Genomic DNA, 16,592 nt, shown 5'->3' with positions numbered 1-16,592 from the left:
GGAGAACAAGATGAAGATCCGCACAACGTCTGTCGCGCTGCTGGTGGCCGGCTTGCCCATGCTCGCTGCGGGCGCTCCCCTGATGAACGGTCCTTCGCTGCAGAGCGCACCCGCGCTGACGTCGCTGCTGGGCGAACTGGCGGCGCGGCGCGCGCTCACCGGCTTCGATGGCGATCACGGCTTTGCCATCGCCAGCCAGCATCCAGGTGTGGCCGGGACCCAGGTGGTGCGCGCCGACCATACCTACAAGGGCATTCGCGTGTTCGGTTCCGAGACCGTCGTCGTCAGCAGCACAGCGGGCCAGATTCTGTCCGAGTCGGTGGCGGACCGTCGCAGCAAGCTGGGCGCAGCGCGTCAGGGCGTGGCAGAACCGGCGCAGTCGCAGTTCAACGTCAAGCCCTCGCTCACGGCCAAAGAGGCGATTGCCATCGCCGTCAAGTCGGTGGCCCCGGCCGGCGTGCCGCTGGCGCCGCCCCGGGCCGAATTGCTGGTGTATCCCATCATGCGCACCGAGCGGGTACCGGCTGCCGTCAATAAAAGCGAAGAGGAGTTAAACGCGCTGGACGTGAACGAGGTGGTGGACTCGTACGAGCTGGCATACCTTGTGCGCACGCGCATGGTGGTCGGCCAGCAGCCGGTGTTTCACGACACGGTGGTCAGCGCCAGCGACGGTCATATCATCGACCAGTGGAATGCATTGCAGACGGTGGCGGGCAGCGGCAAGAGCCAGTACAACGGGGTGGTCCCGCTCAGCACCAGCGCCGACGGCGACCGTTTTCGCATGGTCGACCCGCTGCGCGGCAGCGGCGGCAAGTATGGCGGCATGGCGATCACCAACGCCGACCATGGCAGCGAGGCAGGCGAGGTGTACTCTCACAATGCCAACGAGTGGGGCGACGGTTTGCAGTACAAGAGCGGCGGCAGTACCACCGACGCCAACGGCCAGACTGCGGCGGTGAATGCCATGTGGGGACTGAGTAATACCTATGACATGCACAAAAATGTCCTGGGCTGGCAGGCACTCGATGGCCAGAATACCGCCACCTACATCGCCGCGCATGTGAACACCAATTACGACAATGCCTACTACAGCGACACCTGCAAGTGCATGTTCATTGGCGACGGGTCTTCCTTCAACAGCCTGGGCGCGATCGATGTGGTGGGCCACGAGATGGGGCACGGGATCACCTCGTCAACCTCGAACCTGCTGTACTTTGGCGAGTCGGGCGGCTTGAATGAATCGAGTTCGGACATTGCCGGCGAAGTGGTGGAGGCGTACGCACGTGCGGGTGGTACGGGTGACAAGGTGCCGGCCGAGGGCAATGACTGGGTGCTGGGCAAGGAGATCAGCAAGAACGGCACGCCGCTGCGCTACATGTACAAGCCAAGCAAGGATGGCAGCAGCCCGGATGCGTGGTCAAGTTCGCTCAAGCGGCTCGATGTGCACTACAGCAGTGGCCCCAACAACCGCATGTTCTACTTCCTGGCGCAGGGGTCCAAGGCGGACAAGGATAGCGACTTTTACAGCAAGTACCTGGTACGCAAGCCAGCCGCCATGACAGGCATCGGACTGGACAAGGCCTACCGGATCTGGTTCAAGGCCGCCACGACCAAGTTCAACGCCATCAGCAATTACAAGGATGCGCGCGCCAAGACGATTGCGGCAGCCCAGGAACTCTATGGCGCGGACAGCCGCGAGGCGGTGGCGGTGCAGCGTGCCTACGCGGCCATCAACGTCGGGGCCGACGTTGATGAGCCGTGACAGGAATCAAGCCTTGCGTCCGCCAAGCACCAGCACGCCAGCGCCGGCCACCACGGCCGCGATGCTGGCCCATAGTGGAATGTTGACGGTTTCCTTTTCCTGGACCGAGAAGGCAATCGGGCCCAGGCTGGCCTTGTGGGTTTCCTTGGTGTAGCTGAAGCCGCCTATGGCCAGGCCGAGAACGCCGCCGGCGATGAGTACGATGCCAATGATTTTTGCTGGATTCATGGTGAGACCTTTTTGTCGTTGTTATTTGTGTGTTGTGATTGTTCAGTCGCCCATCAATGGGAAGGGATTGACGGGCGTGCCTTTCCACCACTGCTTTTCCGGGGTCAGTTCAACCACGGCAAAGTGCAGGTGGGGCGCGGCCGGATTGGCGTTGCCGGTTGCGCCCACATAGCCAATCAAGTCGCCGCGCTTGATGGGCGCGCCTTCCTTGAGGGTGTCGGCGTAACGGTCCAGGTGGGCGTAATAATACGCATACTTTTCGGTCGGGTCGAACTGGTAGACCGTCAGGCCGCCCGGTTTGCTGGTGAACAGCTTGACCACCTTGCCATCTGCCACGGCGAGCACCTTGGTTCCCTTGGGCGCCATGATGTCGAGCGCTTCATGGTGGCGTTCGCTGCCGCGCGGCTGGTCGAAATTGTCGCTCAGCTGGGCGGCCTTGATGCCTTCGACCGGCACCAGCAGTTTGGCGGTGCTGCTGTCGCCCGCTGTGGGCTGGGCGACATTGGGCACTTCGGCCACGGCGCTCACGGCGCTTGGCACCGGGCGCAGCGGCAGATCGGCCTCGCTCAGGTCGGTGGTGATGATGGGCGTGGACGCCAGCGCGGCGCCCGCCGTGACGGGTGCGGCGGCCGGGGCGGCTGGGGCAGGCGCGGCCACCATCACGGCCGGCTGCGATGGATCCTGGCCCATCTGGCGCAAGCCGATGAAGAGGGCCAGGGCGCCAAACAGGGTGCCTGCCAAAAAGGTGAGTACGAATTTCATGCTGTTCTCCTTGTTATTGTTTGCTTGCTTGAAGTACTGGGTTTTATTCCTGCATCACCACTTCGGTACCCGGGCCCACGGCATCGGTCAGGGCCATCACATCCCAGTTGGTCAGGCGAATGCAGCCGTGCGACTGGGTCTTGCCGATCGATGCCGGTACCGGTGTGCCGTGGATGCCGTAGTGCGGCTTGGACAGGTCCACCCAGGCCACGCCGACCGGATTATTCGGGCCAGCCGGAATGGTGGCCTTCTGTTCGCCCGGGCTGGCATCCCAGAACAGCTTGGGGTTGTAGTGGAAGACCGGGTTCTTGGACACACCGTTCACTTTCCAGGTACCGATGGGCAGTGGATCCTTGTCGGTGCCGGACGAGGCTGGGTATTGGGCAATCGCTTTGCCAGCCGTATCGAACAGGGTCAGGGTGCGGTCGGTTTTGTCGACCAGAATTTTGCCGGCCTTGGGCAAGGGTTCGGTGTCAAGCACGTTCGGCACCACAATCTGGGTGCCGGCGCGGCTCAGGTCCTGGCCCGGATTGAGGCGCTGCAGCAGGGCAGGGCTGACATGGAATTTCTCGCCCAGACCTTCCAGCGCATTGGCGTAGCCAAGCGCGGTCAGTTTGGACTTGTCGGCCATTTTTTCTGGAATCGCCTGGAACGGGCCCGCCACATCGGCCTCGGCCAGGGTGTAGGTGGCCAGCGCCGGTGCCGCATCGGCATTCAGGGCGGCCCAGGTAGCCGCGTCCAGCACGCCGCTGTCGGGAATGCCTTTCTGGCGCTGGAAGCCGGCCAGGGCGCGGCGCAGATTGGAGCCGCTGGCGCCATCAATCTCACCGGGCGAAAAGCGGGCGCGGTCCAGCAGAATCTGGGCGCGCAGCACGGCGGCCGGGCCGGTAATGGCGCTGTCGCCCTTGGCGGCATTGTTGACGGCGTCGGCTGTCAAGGCCGCGGTGGGCGTGGCGGCCATGGCTGGCTGGGACGACAGGGCCGCGCTGGCGACAGTGGCGGCGATGATGCAAAATGCGGTGTGTTTCATTGGAGCCCCTTGGATATGATGGGGCCAGATTAATTCCTAGAGGATATAAGCGTCTGTGCGGCAGCGTACTAAGACGCAAGAGAGCGTACCGCCATGCAAGTGCAGCTGCAACCGATGGGATGGGTGGTGGACAATGCCGACGGCCTGAGCGTATTGGCCGCTGCGGAAGCGGCCGGCATCACGCTGCCCAGCTCGTGCCGCAATGGCACGTGCCGCACTTGCATTTGTCAGATGACAGCGGGGGCGGTGCGCTATCTGGTTGAATGGCCCGGGGTGTCAGCCGACGAAAAGGCCGCGGGCTGGATTCTGCCTTGCGTGGCCGTGCCACTTGGCGACCTGCAATTGCAGGTGCCGGCGGCACGGCGGCCATCGCGCTCAGACTAGAACGCTTCCCATTCTTCTTCGGCACCGTTGGCGCGTTTGGGCGCGCCTTGATTGGCCAGGCGTGGCGCTGGCGGCGCAGGGCGGCGCATGGGCGTGACTTTTGCCCGGGCGCTGGGGGCCGTGGTGGCGGCAGTGCGCTCGTTGCCCAGTTTGAAGATACTGACGACTTCGGCCAGTGTGGCGGCCTGCTCCTGCATCGAACCGGCTGCGGCCGCGGCTTCCTCGACCAGGGCCGCATTCTGCTGGGTCACTTCATCCATTTGCGACACGGCCGAATTGATTTGCTCGATACCCATTGTTTGCTCGGCGCTGGCGGCGGCGATTTCGGACATGATGTCGGTCACGCGCGTGATCGACTGCACGATTTCTTCCATCGTGCTGCCGGCCTGATCGACCAGGCGCCCGCCCGCATCGACTTTTTCCACCGAATCGTTGATCAGGGATTTGATTTCCTTGGCGGCACCGGCCGAGCGCTGGGCAAGGTTGCGCACTTCGGCGGCGACGACGGCGAAGCCGCGGCCCTGCTCGCCAGCGCGGGCCGCTTCCACGGCGGCGTTCAAGGCCAGAATATTGGTCTGGAAGGCGATGCCATCAATGACGCCGATGATGTCCACAATTTTGCGCGACGATTCATTGATGGCTGCCATGGTGTCGACCACCTCGGCCACCACGGCGCCACCACGCACCGCCACTTCGGAGGCGGACTTGGCCAGGCCATTGGCCTGGCGCGCATTGTCGGCATTCTGCTTGACCGTGCTGGTCAATTCTTCCATGGAGGACGCGGTTTCTTCAAGCGAGCTGGCTTGCTGCTCGGTACGCGAGGACAGGTCCAGATTGCCAGCGGCGATCTGGCCCGAGGCGGTGGCGATGGTATCGGTGCCGCTGCGTACTTCGCCCACAATGCGCACCAGGGCCAGGCGCATGCTTTCCATTGCAAACAGCAGGCTTTGCTTGTCGCCTGCGCGGGTCTGGATCACGGTCGACAGTTCGCCTTTGGCAATCGCACCGGCCACATCGGCCGCATACGCCGGCTCGCCGCCCAGTTGACGGGTCAGGGCATGGGTGATCCACAGGCCGATGGCCACGCCAGCGCCCAGGCTGCACACCACCAATACGATCATCAGGAGGCGGGTGTCGCGGTACAGGGCCGCCGCATCGGCCGCAGCAGCAGCGGCGGCCTTTTCTTTATTCGTGCCAAGCTGGTCCAGCTTTTCGTCAATGAAGGTGGCCTTTGCGGCAAGCGGGCCGAACAGATATGCCACAGCGGCGCTTTGGCCTTCAGGCGTGCTGTCGTCGGTCAGGCGCATCAATTCGGCACGGCCGGCTTCGTAGTCGGCCAGGCCTTTGTCGACTTCGGCAAACAGGCGCGCTGCGGCCTCGGTGCGAAACAGTGGGCGCGCGCGCGCCAGGTGGCCCGTCAAATCCTTGTAGGCGGTGGCGGAAACATCCTTGAACTTGGCCTTCTGTTCCGGGGTCGGGGCCAGCATGACGTTGCGGCTGGCGCGGCCGATGTAAATCAGATTGATGTTGGCTTCTTTGACGGCAGAGATGCCAATCAGGTCGCTCGCGTAAGCGCGCTCGGCCTGTTCGTTCATCTTGCTCATGTTGTAAATGCCGATGGCGGCGACCAGCGCGCCCAGCAGGGCAACGATCAGAAAGCCTGTGAGCAAACGGGTCCGGACTGTGGTGTGTTGAAACATGGATGTGCTCCCTCGATGCGTACATGTGATTGACGGTGATCGGTAGCGCGCTGCATGGTCCGGCCACAACACCGCCATAGGAGCGGACGACGTGGAGTATGCGTTTTGGGGCATGACGGTCGGTGTGGACACCGAGGACAGCAACACCAGCAGGGGATTGGGCTGGTGCTACTAAAGATACGCCGGGTGGCGCAGATTTGGAACAACTATTGAAGCTATAGTAGAACTTTGTGCAAGTTTAACGACGTCCGTTGCCGCGTAGCAACGGGCGTCGAGTTTGTCAGAACTGTTCCCAGTCTTCGTCGGCGCCGTTGGCCGTGCGTTTGACATTGCTGGATGATGCGTTAGCGGCCAGACGCGGCACCGGGCGTGCCGCAGCGCGCGGCGCGGGCCGCTTCAGGGGCGCGGCGGGGCGTGCGATGGCACTTTCATTGCCCAGCTTGAAGATGCTGACCACTTCGGCCAGGGTGGCCGCCTGTTCCTGCATCGAGCCCGCTGCGGCGGCAGCTTCTTCCACCAGGGCGGCATTCTGCTGCGTCACTTCATCCATTTGCGTGATGGCCGTGTTGATCTGCTCAATGCCCATGGTCTGCTCGGCGCTGGCGGCGGCAATTTCGGTCATGATGTCGGTCACGCGCGTAATCGACTGGACAATCTCTTCCATCGTCACGCCGGCCTGGTCGACCAGCTTGCCGCCAGCATCGACTTTTTCCACCGAGTCGTTGATCAGGGTTTTGATCTCTTTGGCTGCGGCAGCCGAGCGCTGCGCCAGGTTGCGCACTTCGGATGCGACCACGGCAAAGCCGCGGCCCTGTTCGCCGGCGCGGGCCGCTTCTACGGCGGCGTTCAAGGCCAGAATATTGGTCTGGAACGCGATGCCGTCGATCACGCCAATGATGTCGACAATCTTGCGCGACGATTCATTGATGGCGGCCATGGTGTCAACCACTTCGGACACCACCGAGCCACCCCGTATCGCCACTTCCGAGGCCGACTTGGCCAGACCGTTGGCCTGACGCGCATTGTCGGCATTCTGCTTGACGGTGCTGGTCAATTCTTCCATGGAGGAAGCGGTTTCCTCCAGCGAGCTGGCTTGTTCCTCCGTGCGCGAGGACAGGTCCAGATTACCCACGGCGATCTGGTTGGAGGCGGTGGCAATCGTATCCGTGCCCATGCGCACGTTGCCTACAATCTTCACCAGGGAAGTGCGCATGGTTTCCATGGCAAACAGCAGGCTGGATTTGTCGTTGGAACGGGTCTGGATCACGGTCGACAGTTCGCCCTTGGCGATGGCATCCGCCATTTCCGCTGCATAAGAAGGTTCGCCGCCCAGCTGGCTGGTCAGGCTGTGGGTGATCCACAGGCCCAGGCCAATACCGGCGCCAAGGCTGCACAGGACAAGCACGATCATCAGGGTGCGACTGCCGTGGTACAGCTCGGACGCTTCCGTTGCGGCAGCAGCTGCGGTCTTCTGCTTCGCATTGCCCAGTTCGGTCAATTTATCGTCGACGTAGTTCGCTTTCACGGCCAGGGGGCCAAACGCATATTCAACGGCGGCAGTGTGGCCCTCAGGACTGGTATCGCCCACCAGGCGGGTTAATTCGGCCCGAGAGGTGTCGTACTCGGTCAGGCCCTTGTCAATTTCGGCGAACAGGCGTTTGCCGGTGTCGGTATAAAACAGCGGGCGTGCAATGTCCAGTTGCTGTGCCATGGTCTTGCGGGCAGACTCAGCCACGCCCTGAAATTTGCTCCGTTCGGCTGGCGTTGTCGAAAGCAGAACATTGCGCATGGCGCGGCCGATGTAAATCAGGTTGATATTGGCTTCCTTGGATGCGGATAGCCCCAGCAGGTCACTTGCGTACGCGCGTTCGGCCTGCGCGTTCATCTTGCTCATGTTGATCACCCCGACCGCCGCGACAATGGCGCCCAGGATGGCAACAATCAGGAAACCGGCGAGCAAGCGTGTGCGTACCGTGCTGTTCTTGAACATGTATTTCTCCCGTTAATGCTTGGTTTAACAACAGCGCGCGCGTCGTCGCACTGTGTTGACAATCGTTAAATTTACTAGAAGCGAATGGGGCTTCGTATTGGTGTTTAACGCCAGCGGGGAATGGGGTGGCTATGGACAAGGTACTGGAAGAAATTGTGATTGTTAATCGGTTTTCGATTGAAACGTTAAGTCCTGAGCGAAAACCGCAGCGCTCGTTGCACCACTACAACGAACGCCGCTTTTGTTCATGGCAAGCTAACAATGCCTAGGGCCCGTTCAATTTCTGGCAGGATCAATTTCCATGCCGGCGAGCTGGCCGCGATCTCATCATAATGGCTCGCACCCGGCAAAATCACCACCTCCGCGCGGTCACCGGCAGCGCGTGCGCGGCGGGCAAAATCGTGGGCTGCACGGGGTGGTGAAATTGTGTCATGTTCGCCCGTGATGAGCACCGTCGTGCTGCCGTTCGGCACCAGCTCGGCGGCATTGGTGTCGGCGTAAATGTCAGGCCGGATGGCGCTGGCGGTTCCGGCCAGTTGCACCATTTCGCGGCCGCAGCTGGTCTTAATTAATTCCTTTTCGTTGCGCAGGTCGGCCAACCCGCCCAGACTGATGACCTGGCGAATCGGCAACGGCTGGGCCTGGAAGAGAGGGCTGGTCGCCGGAATGCGGCTGCGCCCGACAATCCACTGTGCCAGCTGGCCGCCAGCGGAGTGGCCCACAGCCACAATACGGGCCGTGTCGAGTTGCTGGCGCGGCGCTTCGGCAGCCAGCTTGTCGAGGGCTGCATTGATGTCCTGGTAGGTGCCTGGATAACCACCGCCTTCTTCATCCACGCGGCGGTATTCCACGTTCCACACCGCGATGCCGCGCGCTGCCAGCGCGCCGGCCACATTGTGCATCTGCTTGATGCCGCCAAATTCCACCGTCCAGCAACCGCCATGGATCAGTACCACGACCGGGAAGGGGCCCGGTCCGGCCGGGCGGAACAGTTCCGCGAACTGCGAGGGCGCGCTGCCGTAGGCGAAGGTGCCGCTGGGGGCCGGGCCGCTCAGGGCCAGATAGTCGGCCAGCACCATGGGCGCGGCAGTGGCAAGCGGGACGGCGCCGGACAGGAAGAGAGCGGAAAACAGGGTGCGCAGGCGGGTAGGCATCGTGGCGTCGTTCCGAGAGTGAGAGTAGGCGAACTATACCGAGTTTGGACCAGGGCTGGAAGCTGCAGCCTGGCGCGCTTTCGCCTCAGGCGTGAGACAGCGTACAGAAGGCGGCGCGCACCGATGCTAGTCTGCCAAAAACCATGAGGGAAACGTATGGAAACTTTTAGCGAAGAATACAAAGGCTTCACCATCGTCGTGACACCAGTGCGCGACAACGGCGATTTGTGGGACTTTAGCTACCGCATTACCAAGACCGGGCAGGGCGGCCAGGACGGCGACCCTGCAGCGGCGATTACGCGCGCCCAAAGCGCTGGCGGGCACAGCACCGAACGTGCGGCCGCCACGGCGGGCATGGAAGTGGCGCGCATTGAGGTTGACAACATTCTGGCCATGGCACGTTCTGCCAAGCCAGCTTCATCCACCAACGCAGGGAGAACAGCATGACCCAATCGAAATCAAGCGGTACCCAGAACAAGCAGTCGAGCAACGAGTCGGAAGCGGACGCCGCACAAAAGCGCGCTGGCAAGACCGACAAGAGCAGCGGCGACGCCAAGTCGCGCATCAAGGCGGGCAAGGATGAAGGCGCCGGTGGCGGTGCCAAGCAAAAGCAGAATCATCGCTAGGATGGCCACCATGACTGATGGCGGCGTTCTGCCGATGCGTGCGCACTCGACACCTGACCCGGACGAAGCGCCGACCACGCCGACACCGGTGCCGGACGACGTACCGGCGCCCGTGAACGCGCCGATCGAAGAACCGCGCTTTCCCGAGCCACCCATCAAGGCGGCTTAAGAAGGCGGCTTAAGAAGGCGGCTCAGGAAGGCGGCTTCGGGTGCGCGCCTGGGTTCAGGCGGCGTCGTCGTCCTGACCCTGGCGGTTTTGCGGCGCCTGGCCAGAGTCAGACTGCGCTGGCGTCTGCTGCTGCCGATTGCCCGCAGGCGATAGCGGCGGGATGTCGCGAATCATTTTTTCGGTCTCGATCTGGGCCGGCGTTTTTTCGCCGCTGCCGATATCGGCTTCGTCGCTCAACGGCGGACTGGTGGCAGCGGGGTCATGCGTGTGTGGGGTAGGGGACATCGTACGCTCCTTGGTTGCAAGAAGGGCAAATGCTAGCAAGGCTGCCGTGGCAATGTCGTTCATTACCAATGGGCATTTATGACAACGATCGTTGCTTTATGGCCACAAGAAAAATAAAGTTGGTATGCATGGTGCGCGGCGCTGCCCGTTCGTTCCTATAATCATTCATCACGGTTTTTTTGTCCCTCAGGAGAACGACATGGGCAATTCCTTGCACAACAAAATCCCGCTGGGCCGCCATGCGGTGCGTGATTCGCGGCCCTTGCAGGCGGCGCTGCTGGCAGCAGCCGCAGTGAGCATCGGACTGGTGTGGATGGCACTGCAACTCTGGCTGTAAGGCGCGTCCGGCCCGATTGCCGGTTGCCCGCAGCGACGCGGGCGGTTACCATGGGGGCCGATTTTTGGCCGCACATGGAAAGCCCAATGAAGAATGAAACCCTGACGACAGACGAATACGACGCGCTTGGCCACATCGAGCGCGGCGCCAAGCATGACCGGGTCAATGCCTGCGTCGGGCGCAACGCCAAGCGCCTGTCCGGCCTGAAAATGATTGAGTATTCGCGCGACGGCAAGGTGGCGCTGACGGAAAAAGGGCGCCAGGTGCTGTTCCTGCGTCGCTGCATCATTGCCATGCGTGCCCTGCTGGCCGATCCTCAGGCGCCGCTGGATGCCGATCTGGCCGCCTTCCTCGGCAAAAAGAATCACGTGATCGCGTTGGAAGGCGGCGGCCACGCCCTCACCGACAAGGGCCGCGAATCGCTGGCCGACATCGAAGCCCAGGCCGCGCAAAAATAAATCTGTGCCCCAAAGCAAAACCGGGGTCAGACCACTTTTTCGAACTGGAAAAAGTGGTCTGACCCCGGTTTTGCTTTGGGCAAGCCGAATCAGTAGTTGCGGCGGCGCTCAGGATACACGAGGGTGCGGATCGCGATTTCTGGCGGCACGTTCATGGCGTTCAGGTATTCGGCCACTTGCTGCAGGCCGAGCTGGGGAATCGCGGCAATCGCCTGATTCACCACGTCGCGGGTGCGGAAATCGGTGCGCGGAGCGCGATGGTTGCTCTGAATCATAATAAGTTCCTTCGTGGGACCGTGTGTCTGGGCAAATGATAGACCATTTCCCGACAAAGATGATCAAAAAGCCACGAAAAAATTGAAATATTTTCAGACGGACACGGTTTCGTTCGCGTTCTGGCTCAAGGCCAGGGTTCTTTTTTGGCGCAGCAGCTGTTCAAAGGCATCGGCTGCCAGCGGACGGCTGAAATAATAGCCCTGCATCTGGTCGCAGCCGTGGCGGCGCAGGTAGGCAATCTGGTCCAGCGTTTCCACGCCTTCGGCAATCACGGTCAGTTGCAGGTTATGCGCCAGCGCGATGATGGAGGCGACGATCGGGGCCTGGCCGTCAGCCTCGTTGATGCCTGATACAAAGGAGCGGTCGATCTTGAGCACATCGATCGGGAAGCGCGACAGGTAGGACAGGCTGGAGTAGCCGGTACCGAAGTCGTCAATCGACAAGCTCACGCCCAGCGCCTTCATGCCATGCAGCGTTTCCACCGATTCGGTCACGTCGCTCATGAACAGGCTTTCGGTCAGTTCGATTTCCAGATAGTCGGCGGCCAGGCCGGTCGCGTCGAGCACGGCACCGATGTCGGCCGCCAGATTGGGCGAGGCAAACTGGCGCGCAGACAAGTTGACTGCCACCCGCAGCATGCCCAGGCCAAGGTCTTGCCAGCGCTTGTTGTCGGCGCAGGCCGTGCGCATGACCCAGGCGCCAATGGCCACGATCAAGCCGGTTTCCTCGGCCACCGAGACAAAGCGGTCGGGCGGGACCATGCCCAGTTCCGGGTGCTGCCAGCGCAGCAGCGCTTCCATGCCCACCACCAGGCCGGTGGCCAGGTCGACCTGGGGCTGATAGTGGAGCACGAATTCATTGCGTTCCAGCGCGCTGCGCAGGGCCGTTTCGATGCGCACGCGCTCGAGCGCTTCCTCGTTCATGGCCGGGGTGTAGAACTGGAAGTTGTTGCGGCCCAGTTTCTTGGCCCGGTACATGGCAATGTCGGCATGCTCGATCAAGCCATCGGCCACCGCGCCGTCGGTCGGGCAGACTGCCACGCCAATGCTGCAGGTGACGAAGAATTCCTTGGTGCCCAGCATGACGGGGCGGGCCACGGCGCCCATCAGGCGCTGCACGATCTCGGGTGAGAGTTGTTCGTCGTCGTGCTCGGTGAGCAGGATCACGAATTCGTCGCCCGACAGGCGGGCCACGGTGTCGGTATCGCGCAGGCTGGCGCGCAGACGCGCAGCAATGGTCATGAGCAGCACGTCGCCTGCTTTGTGGCCCATGCTGTCATTGACGTATTTAAAGCGGTCCAGGTCGAGCAGCATGACCCACACGGAATGGCCACTGCGCGCGGCATAGGCCACGGCCTGGCCCAGGCGGTCCTGCAGCAGGCTGCGGTTGGGCAGGCCGGTCAGCACATCGTGCTGGGCAATGTGATGGATGCGCTGCTCGGTGACCTTGCGCGAGGTAATGTCGGTGCCGGTGCCGCGGTAGCCGCAGAACACGCCGTCCTGGTCGAACAGCGGTTCGCCATTGATGCAGAACCAGCGCATTTCGCCGTTTTCCACGCGGGTGGCGTATTCAAAGTTGGCAAACGGTTCGCGTGCCTGCAGCACGGCCATGTGGGCCTGGCCCCAGTCGCTGTCGGCCATGCCTTCCACGGTTTCCCAGCGCGTGCGCCCGATCAGGCGCTCCGATGCAATGCCGCCTTTTTCGGCAATGCCGCCGGTGATGTTGACAAAGCGCAGATCGGCATCCTGCTCCCAGTACCAGTCGGACGACATCGACACCAGCTGGCGGAAGCGCTGTTCGCTTTCCTGCAGGGCGCGTTCGGTGCGCCGGCGCGCCAGCACGTCTTCCTGCAGCATTTCATTGGACAGCTTGAGGTCGGCCGTGCGCTCGTTGACCAGTTTTTGCACGCGCCGCGAGCGCTGCACCAGGGTTTGTACAAAGGCGGTGATCAGGACGGTAAACAAGATGCCGCCCAGCAGCGCCGACAGGGAGCTGAGGTGGGCGGGCAGGAAAGGCTGGGGCGCTGCGCGCGCCACCACCAGCCAGGGCCGGCCAGCCACGTCCAGCGTGGCGGCGTAGCGTTCGCCACCGGCCGGGCCCAGCCAGCGCTCGACGCCCGTACTGTCGTCGGTCAGGGCGGCGCCCGGGTCGGCGTTGGCGCTGGAATAGACCAGCTTGGACGGCTCGGCCTGGGCGCCTTCGAATACCCACAGGCGCACCACGTGATCGTTTTTCAGATTGCCGTTCTGAAGTATCTGCTCGACCAGTACCCCGGCGCGCATGATGGTGGCAGTGTCGCCCACCAGCGCGCTGGCGCGTTCGCTGGCGCTGCCCAGCGGGGCGCCAAAGCGGTACACCGGCATGATCAGTTCGAAGCCGCCGTTGTGCTTGGGGTCCTGGGCCAGGGTCAGCAGGCCGGTGGAGGCGGGCTGGCCGCTTTGCACGGCCCGATCAATGGCCTGCGAGATGGTCTGGTTGCCGCCCACATTCAAGCCGAAGGCGGCGGCGTTGCCCTGCATGGGTTCCAGATAGTCAACGATGCTGTAGCGCTCGCGTGGCGGCGCCACGCGCCGTCCGCCAGGTGCCATTTCGGTGATTCTGGTGCCCGGCACCACGCGGGACAGTTCGGCTTCGGCGGCGGCGCGTTCATCGGCGCCCAAAATACGGTGGTAATTGAAGGCCTGGATGAAACGATGGCGCGCCAGCAGCGGGGCGGTAAAGTCATGGAACTGCTGACGCGTGACTGGCTGCACCGTGGCAAACAGTTGATTGGTCACCGCCAGCACTTCGACCGCGTCATCGAGGCCGTGGCCGATGGCCGTGGCGCGCAGACTGGCGCGCTGCTGGAAAGCGAGTGTCAGATTAGCAATCTCAAGCCGGCTCACCGCCACGAACAACAAGAGCGAGATGGCTAGCCCGCCCGCGAGGGTGAGGCCCGCCGCGATGGTCAAGGGCAGCGGCAAGGGACGAGCGGGCATGGCAAATTCCTGAGATGGGGCGGGCGCTGGGCGCCATCATTGGGGGCGTCGTCAGTGTGTCATAGTTCCAAGCGAATCAGCAAATACATTGCGAACAAGCAACATTATTCTGTGCTTTTGTGTTGTCTTTCGGAACGATTTCACTTTGTTGACAGCCAGATAATCAGGCTGCGCACGAACAGACGATTGAGCCATTTGCTGCCCAGGCCCTGCCGTTTGGCCAGCCGCTGTTGCAGGCGCAGTGCGCGTGACGGGGCGGCCCGGGGACCGGCCTTGAGGGCGAACAGAATGCGGTTGTTGCCGGCCACCCCGTCGAACCAGCACAAGTGCCGGTCAAACATCAGATCGAGGCGGGCCAGCATGCGCGGATAGGCCGGATCGTAGCTGAAGATATTGGCCACCAGCACGCCGCCATCGCACAGGGCGCGCCGGCAATGGCCGTAGAAGCGGGCGCTACCCAGGGTGGGCGGCAAGCCGCTGCGGTCGAAGCCGTCGACCATCAGCACGTCGGCCACGGCGTGCTGGCCGGCCAGCCAGACAGCGGCGTCGGCATGCACGATCTGCAGGCGCGCGTCGTCGGGCGGAATGGCGAACTGGCTGCGCAGGGCAATCACGTCGGCGCGCGATTCGAGCACCGTGATGCGGGTGGCCGGAAAATGGCGGTAGCAGAATTTGAGCAGCGAGCCGCCGCCCAGGCCGACCATGATGATGTGGCGCGGATGCGGCACGAACAGGGCAAAGCACATGATGGCGCGGCAATAGGCCAGCACCAGGCGGGTGGGGGCGGACAGCAGCATCGCGCTTTGCACGTCGCCAGCGATGAATTCGAGCGTGCGCAGCTGGCCGCGGGTGGTCACCAGCGGCGGTGGCGGGGGCGGAAGGGATGGCGCGGTCATCGGTGCCCAGTATAAACCGGCAGCATGCCTGTCCGCATGCGCTTGTTGCAGAGCGACCGTTTCTGATAAGCTGATCCCGACCGCCACGGAGGAGCCATGTTTCTAGATCACCCCACCCTTACTGCCACCAACAGCCTGACCGAACCGGACCGCATTGAGCGGCTCACGCGCGTGTATGGTTATGTGGTTGCGCTGGCCGATGCGGCTGGCATGGGAACGGGCTTCATCGAAAAATTCACCCAGTTGCACGACCACAAGGGCACCCTGATCGTATTCTGGAACGACGCGCCCAATGATGTCGAGCGCGACTTCTTCCGCCAGGCCTGGGCCAGCAAGGTCGGCGACGGCAGCGCCAACGTCGAACACGAAATCTGATCCGGCGCGCGCATGGATATCACCACCATGGTGCTGGCCCTGGCGCTGGGCAATCTGGCCCTGTGCGCAGCCCTGTTCTTTTTTGACTACGAGCAGCGCAAGTCAGCTGCGCTGTCGACCTTTACCATTGCGCGCCAGTGCCAGGCAGCCGGCTGGCTGCTGCTGTATTTTCGCGGCAATGGCGTGCTGCCGGACCCGGTGTCGATTCCGGCTGGCTACGCAGCCTTGTTTGCCGGGGTGGCGCTGGAAGCGGGCGCCTTGTGGGAAGCGGCCGGCTATGTACGCTGGCGCCGTCCCACGTACGCGCTGCTGACACTGGCCATCGGCACCTATCTGGCTTGCTATGCAATTGATGAAATGGGCTTGCGGGTGGTGGCCGGGGCCTTGATCCTGGGCGCCTGCTACCTGGCCTGCACGGCGGCGCTGGCCACCGGCTGGCGCGGCGGCAGCATGCTGCGCCGCTTCCTGGTGCTGGCCAGCGCTTTGCTGGCGCTGCTGGTGGCGGCACGCGGCGCGCTGGTGCTGCTCATGCCGGAAGGGTGGGGCTGGCTCTCGAACGGCATGCTGCAGGCGTTCTCGTCGGGCGCATTCTACTTGTTGATGCTGCTGGGCGGCTTTGGCTATTTGCTGCTCTCACGCGAGCAGGTGCAGGCGGAACTGGCGCGCCTGGCCCTGGTCGATCCCCTGACCGACGTGCCCAACCGGCGCGGTTTTTTCGACAAGCTGGCACCCTGGCTGGCGCTGGCGCGCCGGCCCGGCCAGCCCACCGCGCTGGTCCTGATCGACCTCGATCAGTTCAAGCGCGTCAACGACAGTTATGGCCATCCGGCCGGCGACGCCGTGCTGCGCCAGGTGGTTGAGGTGTGCCAGAAGCAGTTGCGCGACTCGGACCAGCTGGGGCGCATGGTGGGGGTGGAGTTCGCCCTGCTGTTGCCACGCACGGGCGAGGCCGAGGCCATGCTGGTGGCCGAGCGCATGCGCGCCGCCATTGCCGCTGCCGCCATCAAGACCGAGCGCGCCATGGTCAGCCTGACTGCCAGTTTCGGGGTCACGACGATTCGCGCCGAAGACAGTTCGGTCAGCCTGTTCCAGCGCGCCGACGCCGCCTTGCAGGCGGCCAAGCAGGGCGGACGCAACCAGGTGGTGCAGGCCAGCGCGGCCGCGGTGCCCCTGTCATGACAG

Annotated in this window: 19 protein-coding genes; 9 read left to right on the top strand and 10 right to left on the bottom strand. The window is 63.1% G+C overall.

The annotated features are described in order from the left end of the window. Positions 1-10 precede the first annotated feature (10 nt). Positions 11-1,762 (top strand): M4 family metallopeptidase, encoded by a 1,752-nt coding sequence (locus BUC24_RS12415; RefSeq protein ID WP_083598893.1) that lies wholly within the window; start codon positions 11-13, stop codon positions 1,760-1,762. A 6-nt stretch (positions 1,763-1,768) separates the two neighbouring features. Here the strand turns inward: BUC24_RS12415 and BUC24_RS12410 are convergent, their stop codons facing one another. The 3 genes from BUC24_RS12410 to BUC24_RS12400 are packed head-to-tail and all read right to left on the bottom strand — an operon-like array spanning position 1,769 to position 3,782. Next, complete coding sequence (locus BUC24_RS12410) at positions 1,769-1,990, bottom strand: hypothetical protein (protein WP_073216348.1); 222 nt, start codon at positions 1,988-1,990, stop codon at positions 1,769-1,771. A gap of 42 nt (positions 1,991-2,032) precedes the next feature. After that, the gene (locus BUC24_RS12405) at positions 2,033-2,752 is read right to left on the bottom strand and encodes a M23 family metallopeptidase (RefSeq protein WP_073216346.1); all 720 of its coding nucleotides are present in this window, start codon (positions 2,750-2,752) and stop codon (positions 2,033-2,035) included. A gap of 43 nt (positions 2,753-2,795) precedes the next feature. Beyond that, positions 2,796-3,782, bottom strand: a complete 987-nt coding sequence (locus BUC24_RS12400) for a L,D-transpeptidase family protein (RefSeq protein WP_073216343.1) — start codon at positions 3,780-3,782, stop codon at positions 2,796-2,798. A 93-nt stretch (positions 3,783-3,875) separates the two neighbouring features. On the opposite strand from BUC24_RS12400, the gene BUC24_RS12395 reads away from it, so the two are divergent. Continuing rightward, on the top strand, positions 3,876-4,166 hold the full coding sequence (locus BUC24_RS12395; protein WP_073216340.1) for a 2Fe-2S iron-sulfur cluster-binding protein: 291 nt from the start codon (positions 3,876-3,878) through the stop codon (positions 4,164-4,166). Here BUC24_RS12395 and BUC24_RS27520 read toward each other — a convergent pair. From BUC24_RS27520 to BUC24_RS12380, 3 genes are all read right to left on the bottom strand, one after another. Next, positions 4,163-5,866 carry a methyl-accepting chemotaxis protein gene (locus tag BUC24_RS27520; RefSeq protein WP_073216337.1) on the bottom strand — a complete coding sequence of 568 codons (1,704 nt, stop codon included), beginning with the start codon at positions 5,864-5,866 and terminating at the stop codon, positions 4,163-4,165. The genes BUC24_RS12395 and BUC24_RS27520 overlap by 4 nt on opposite strands. 280 nt (positions 5,867-6,146) lie before the next feature. Further along, complete coding sequence (locus tag BUC24_RS27515) at positions 6,147-7,856, bottom strand: methyl-accepting chemotaxis protein (protein WP_073216334.1); 1,710 nt, start codon at positions 7,854-7,856, stop codon at positions 6,147-6,149. 245 nt (positions 7,857-8,101) lie between these two features. Then, positions 8,102-9,010, bottom strand: a complete 909-nt coding sequence (locus BUC24_RS12380; protein ID WP_073216332.1) for an alpha/beta hydrolase family protein — start codon at positions 9,008-9,010, stop codon at positions 8,102-8,104. Between the two features lie 156 nt (positions 9,011-9,166). On the opposite strand from BUC24_RS12380, the gene BUC24_RS12375 reads away from it, so the two are divergent. The 3 genes from BUC24_RS12375 to BUC24_RS26945 are packed head-to-tail and all read left to right on the top strand — an operon-like array spanning position 9,167 to position 9,805. After that, a complete protein-coding gene (locus tag BUC24_RS12375) occupies positions 9,167-9,457 on the top strand; it encodes a hypothetical protein (protein WP_073216329.1) in 291 nt (96 codons plus the stop codon). Further along, positions 9,454-9,636, top strand: coding sequence for a hypothetical protein (locus tag BUC24_RS12370; protein WP_073216326.1), 183 nt, complete (start codon positions 9,454-9,456; stop codon positions 9,634-9,636). Before BUC24_RS12375 ends, BUC24_RS12370 begins: the two co-directional genes overlap by 4 nt. 10 nt (positions 9,637-9,646) lie before the next feature. Next, positions 9,647-9,805 carry a hypothetical protein gene (locus tag BUC24_RS26945; protein ID WP_178372523.1) on the top strand — a complete coding sequence of 53 codons (159 nt, stop codon included), beginning with the start codon at positions 9,647-9,649 and terminating at the stop codon, positions 9,803-9,805. A gap of 54 nt (positions 9,806-9,859) precedes the next feature. Here the strand turns inward: BUC24_RS26945 and BUC24_RS12365 are convergent, their stop codons facing one another. After that, positions 9,860-10,090: a hypothetical protein gene (locus tag BUC24_RS12365; RefSeq protein ID WP_073220029.1), complete on the bottom strand. Its 231-nt coding sequence runs from the start codon at positions 10,088-10,090 to the stop codon at positions 9,860-9,862. A gap of 199 nt (positions 10,091-10,289) precedes the next feature. On the opposite strand from BUC24_RS12365, the gene BUC24_RS26940 reads away from it, so the two are divergent. Together BUC24_RS26940 and BUC24_RS12360 are read left to right on the top strand one after the other, a co-directional pair. Then, positions 10,290-10,427, top strand: coding sequence for a hypothetical protein (locus tag BUC24_RS26940; protein ID WP_178372537.1), 138 nt, complete (start codon positions 10,290-10,292; stop codon positions 10,425-10,427). 86 nt (positions 10,428-10,513) lie between these two features. Beyond that, positions 10,514-10,885 carry a helix-turn-helix domain-containing protein gene (locus BUC24_RS12360; protein WP_073216323.1) on the top strand — a complete coding sequence of 124 codons (372 nt, stop codon included), beginning with the start codon at positions 10,514-10,516 and terminating at the stop codon, positions 10,883-10,885. An 89-nt stretch (positions 10,886-10,974) separates the two neighbouring features. Here the strand turns inward: BUC24_RS12360 and BUC24_RS12355 are convergent, their stop codons facing one another. The 3 genes from BUC24_RS12355 to BUC24_RS12345 all read right to left on the bottom strand — a co-directional run bounded on the left by BUC24_RS12355 (position 10,975) and on the right by BUC24_RS12345 (position 15,035). Further along, positions 10,975-11,160, bottom strand: coding sequence for a hypothetical protein (locus BUC24_RS12355; RefSeq protein ID WP_073216320.1), 186 nt, complete (start codon positions 11,158-11,160; stop codon positions 10,975-10,977). A 93-nt stretch (positions 11,161-11,253) separates the two neighbouring features. Beyond that, positions 11,254-14,139, bottom strand: coding sequence for a bifunctional diguanylate cyclase/phosphodiesterase (locus tag BUC24_RS12350; RefSeq protein WP_073216316.1), 2,886 nt, complete (start codon positions 14,137-14,139; stop codon positions 11,254-11,256). Positions 14,140-14,279: 140 nt separating this feature from the next. Then, positions 14,280-15,035 (bottom strand): spermine/spermidine synthase domain-containing protein, encoded by a 756-nt coding sequence (locus BUC24_RS12345; protein WP_073216313.1) that lies wholly within the window; start codon positions 15,033-15,035, stop codon positions 14,280-14,282. A gap of 96 nt (positions 15,036-15,131) precedes the next feature. Between BUC24_RS12345 and BUC24_RS12340 the strand changes: the two genes are divergently transcribed. Both BUC24_RS12340 and BUC24_RS12335 read left to right on the top strand, forming a co-directional pair. Next, entirely contained in the window at positions 15,132-15,410 is a 279-nt protein-coding gene (locus BUC24_RS12340) for a hypothetical protein (RefSeq protein WP_073216310.1), read from the top strand. A 12-nt stretch (positions 15,411-15,422) separates the two neighbouring features. Further along, positions 15,423-16,589 carry a sensor domain-containing diguanylate cyclase gene (locus BUC24_RS12335; RefSeq protein ID WP_073216307.1) on the top strand — a complete coding sequence of 389 codons (1,167 nt, stop codon included), beginning with the start codon at positions 15,423-15,425 and terminating at the stop codon, positions 16,587-16,589. Positions 16,590-16,592: the final 3 nt, after the last annotated feature.

It is taken from the genome of Massilia sp. CF038 (assembly GCF_900129765.1).
Classification (GTDB): Bacteria; Pseudomonadota; Gammaproteobacteria; order Burkholderiales; family Burkholderiaceae_D; genus Telluria_A.
The sequence above is the reverse complement of the archived record's forward strand: the minus strand, read 5'-3'. Positions and strand labels throughout refer to the sequence as shown.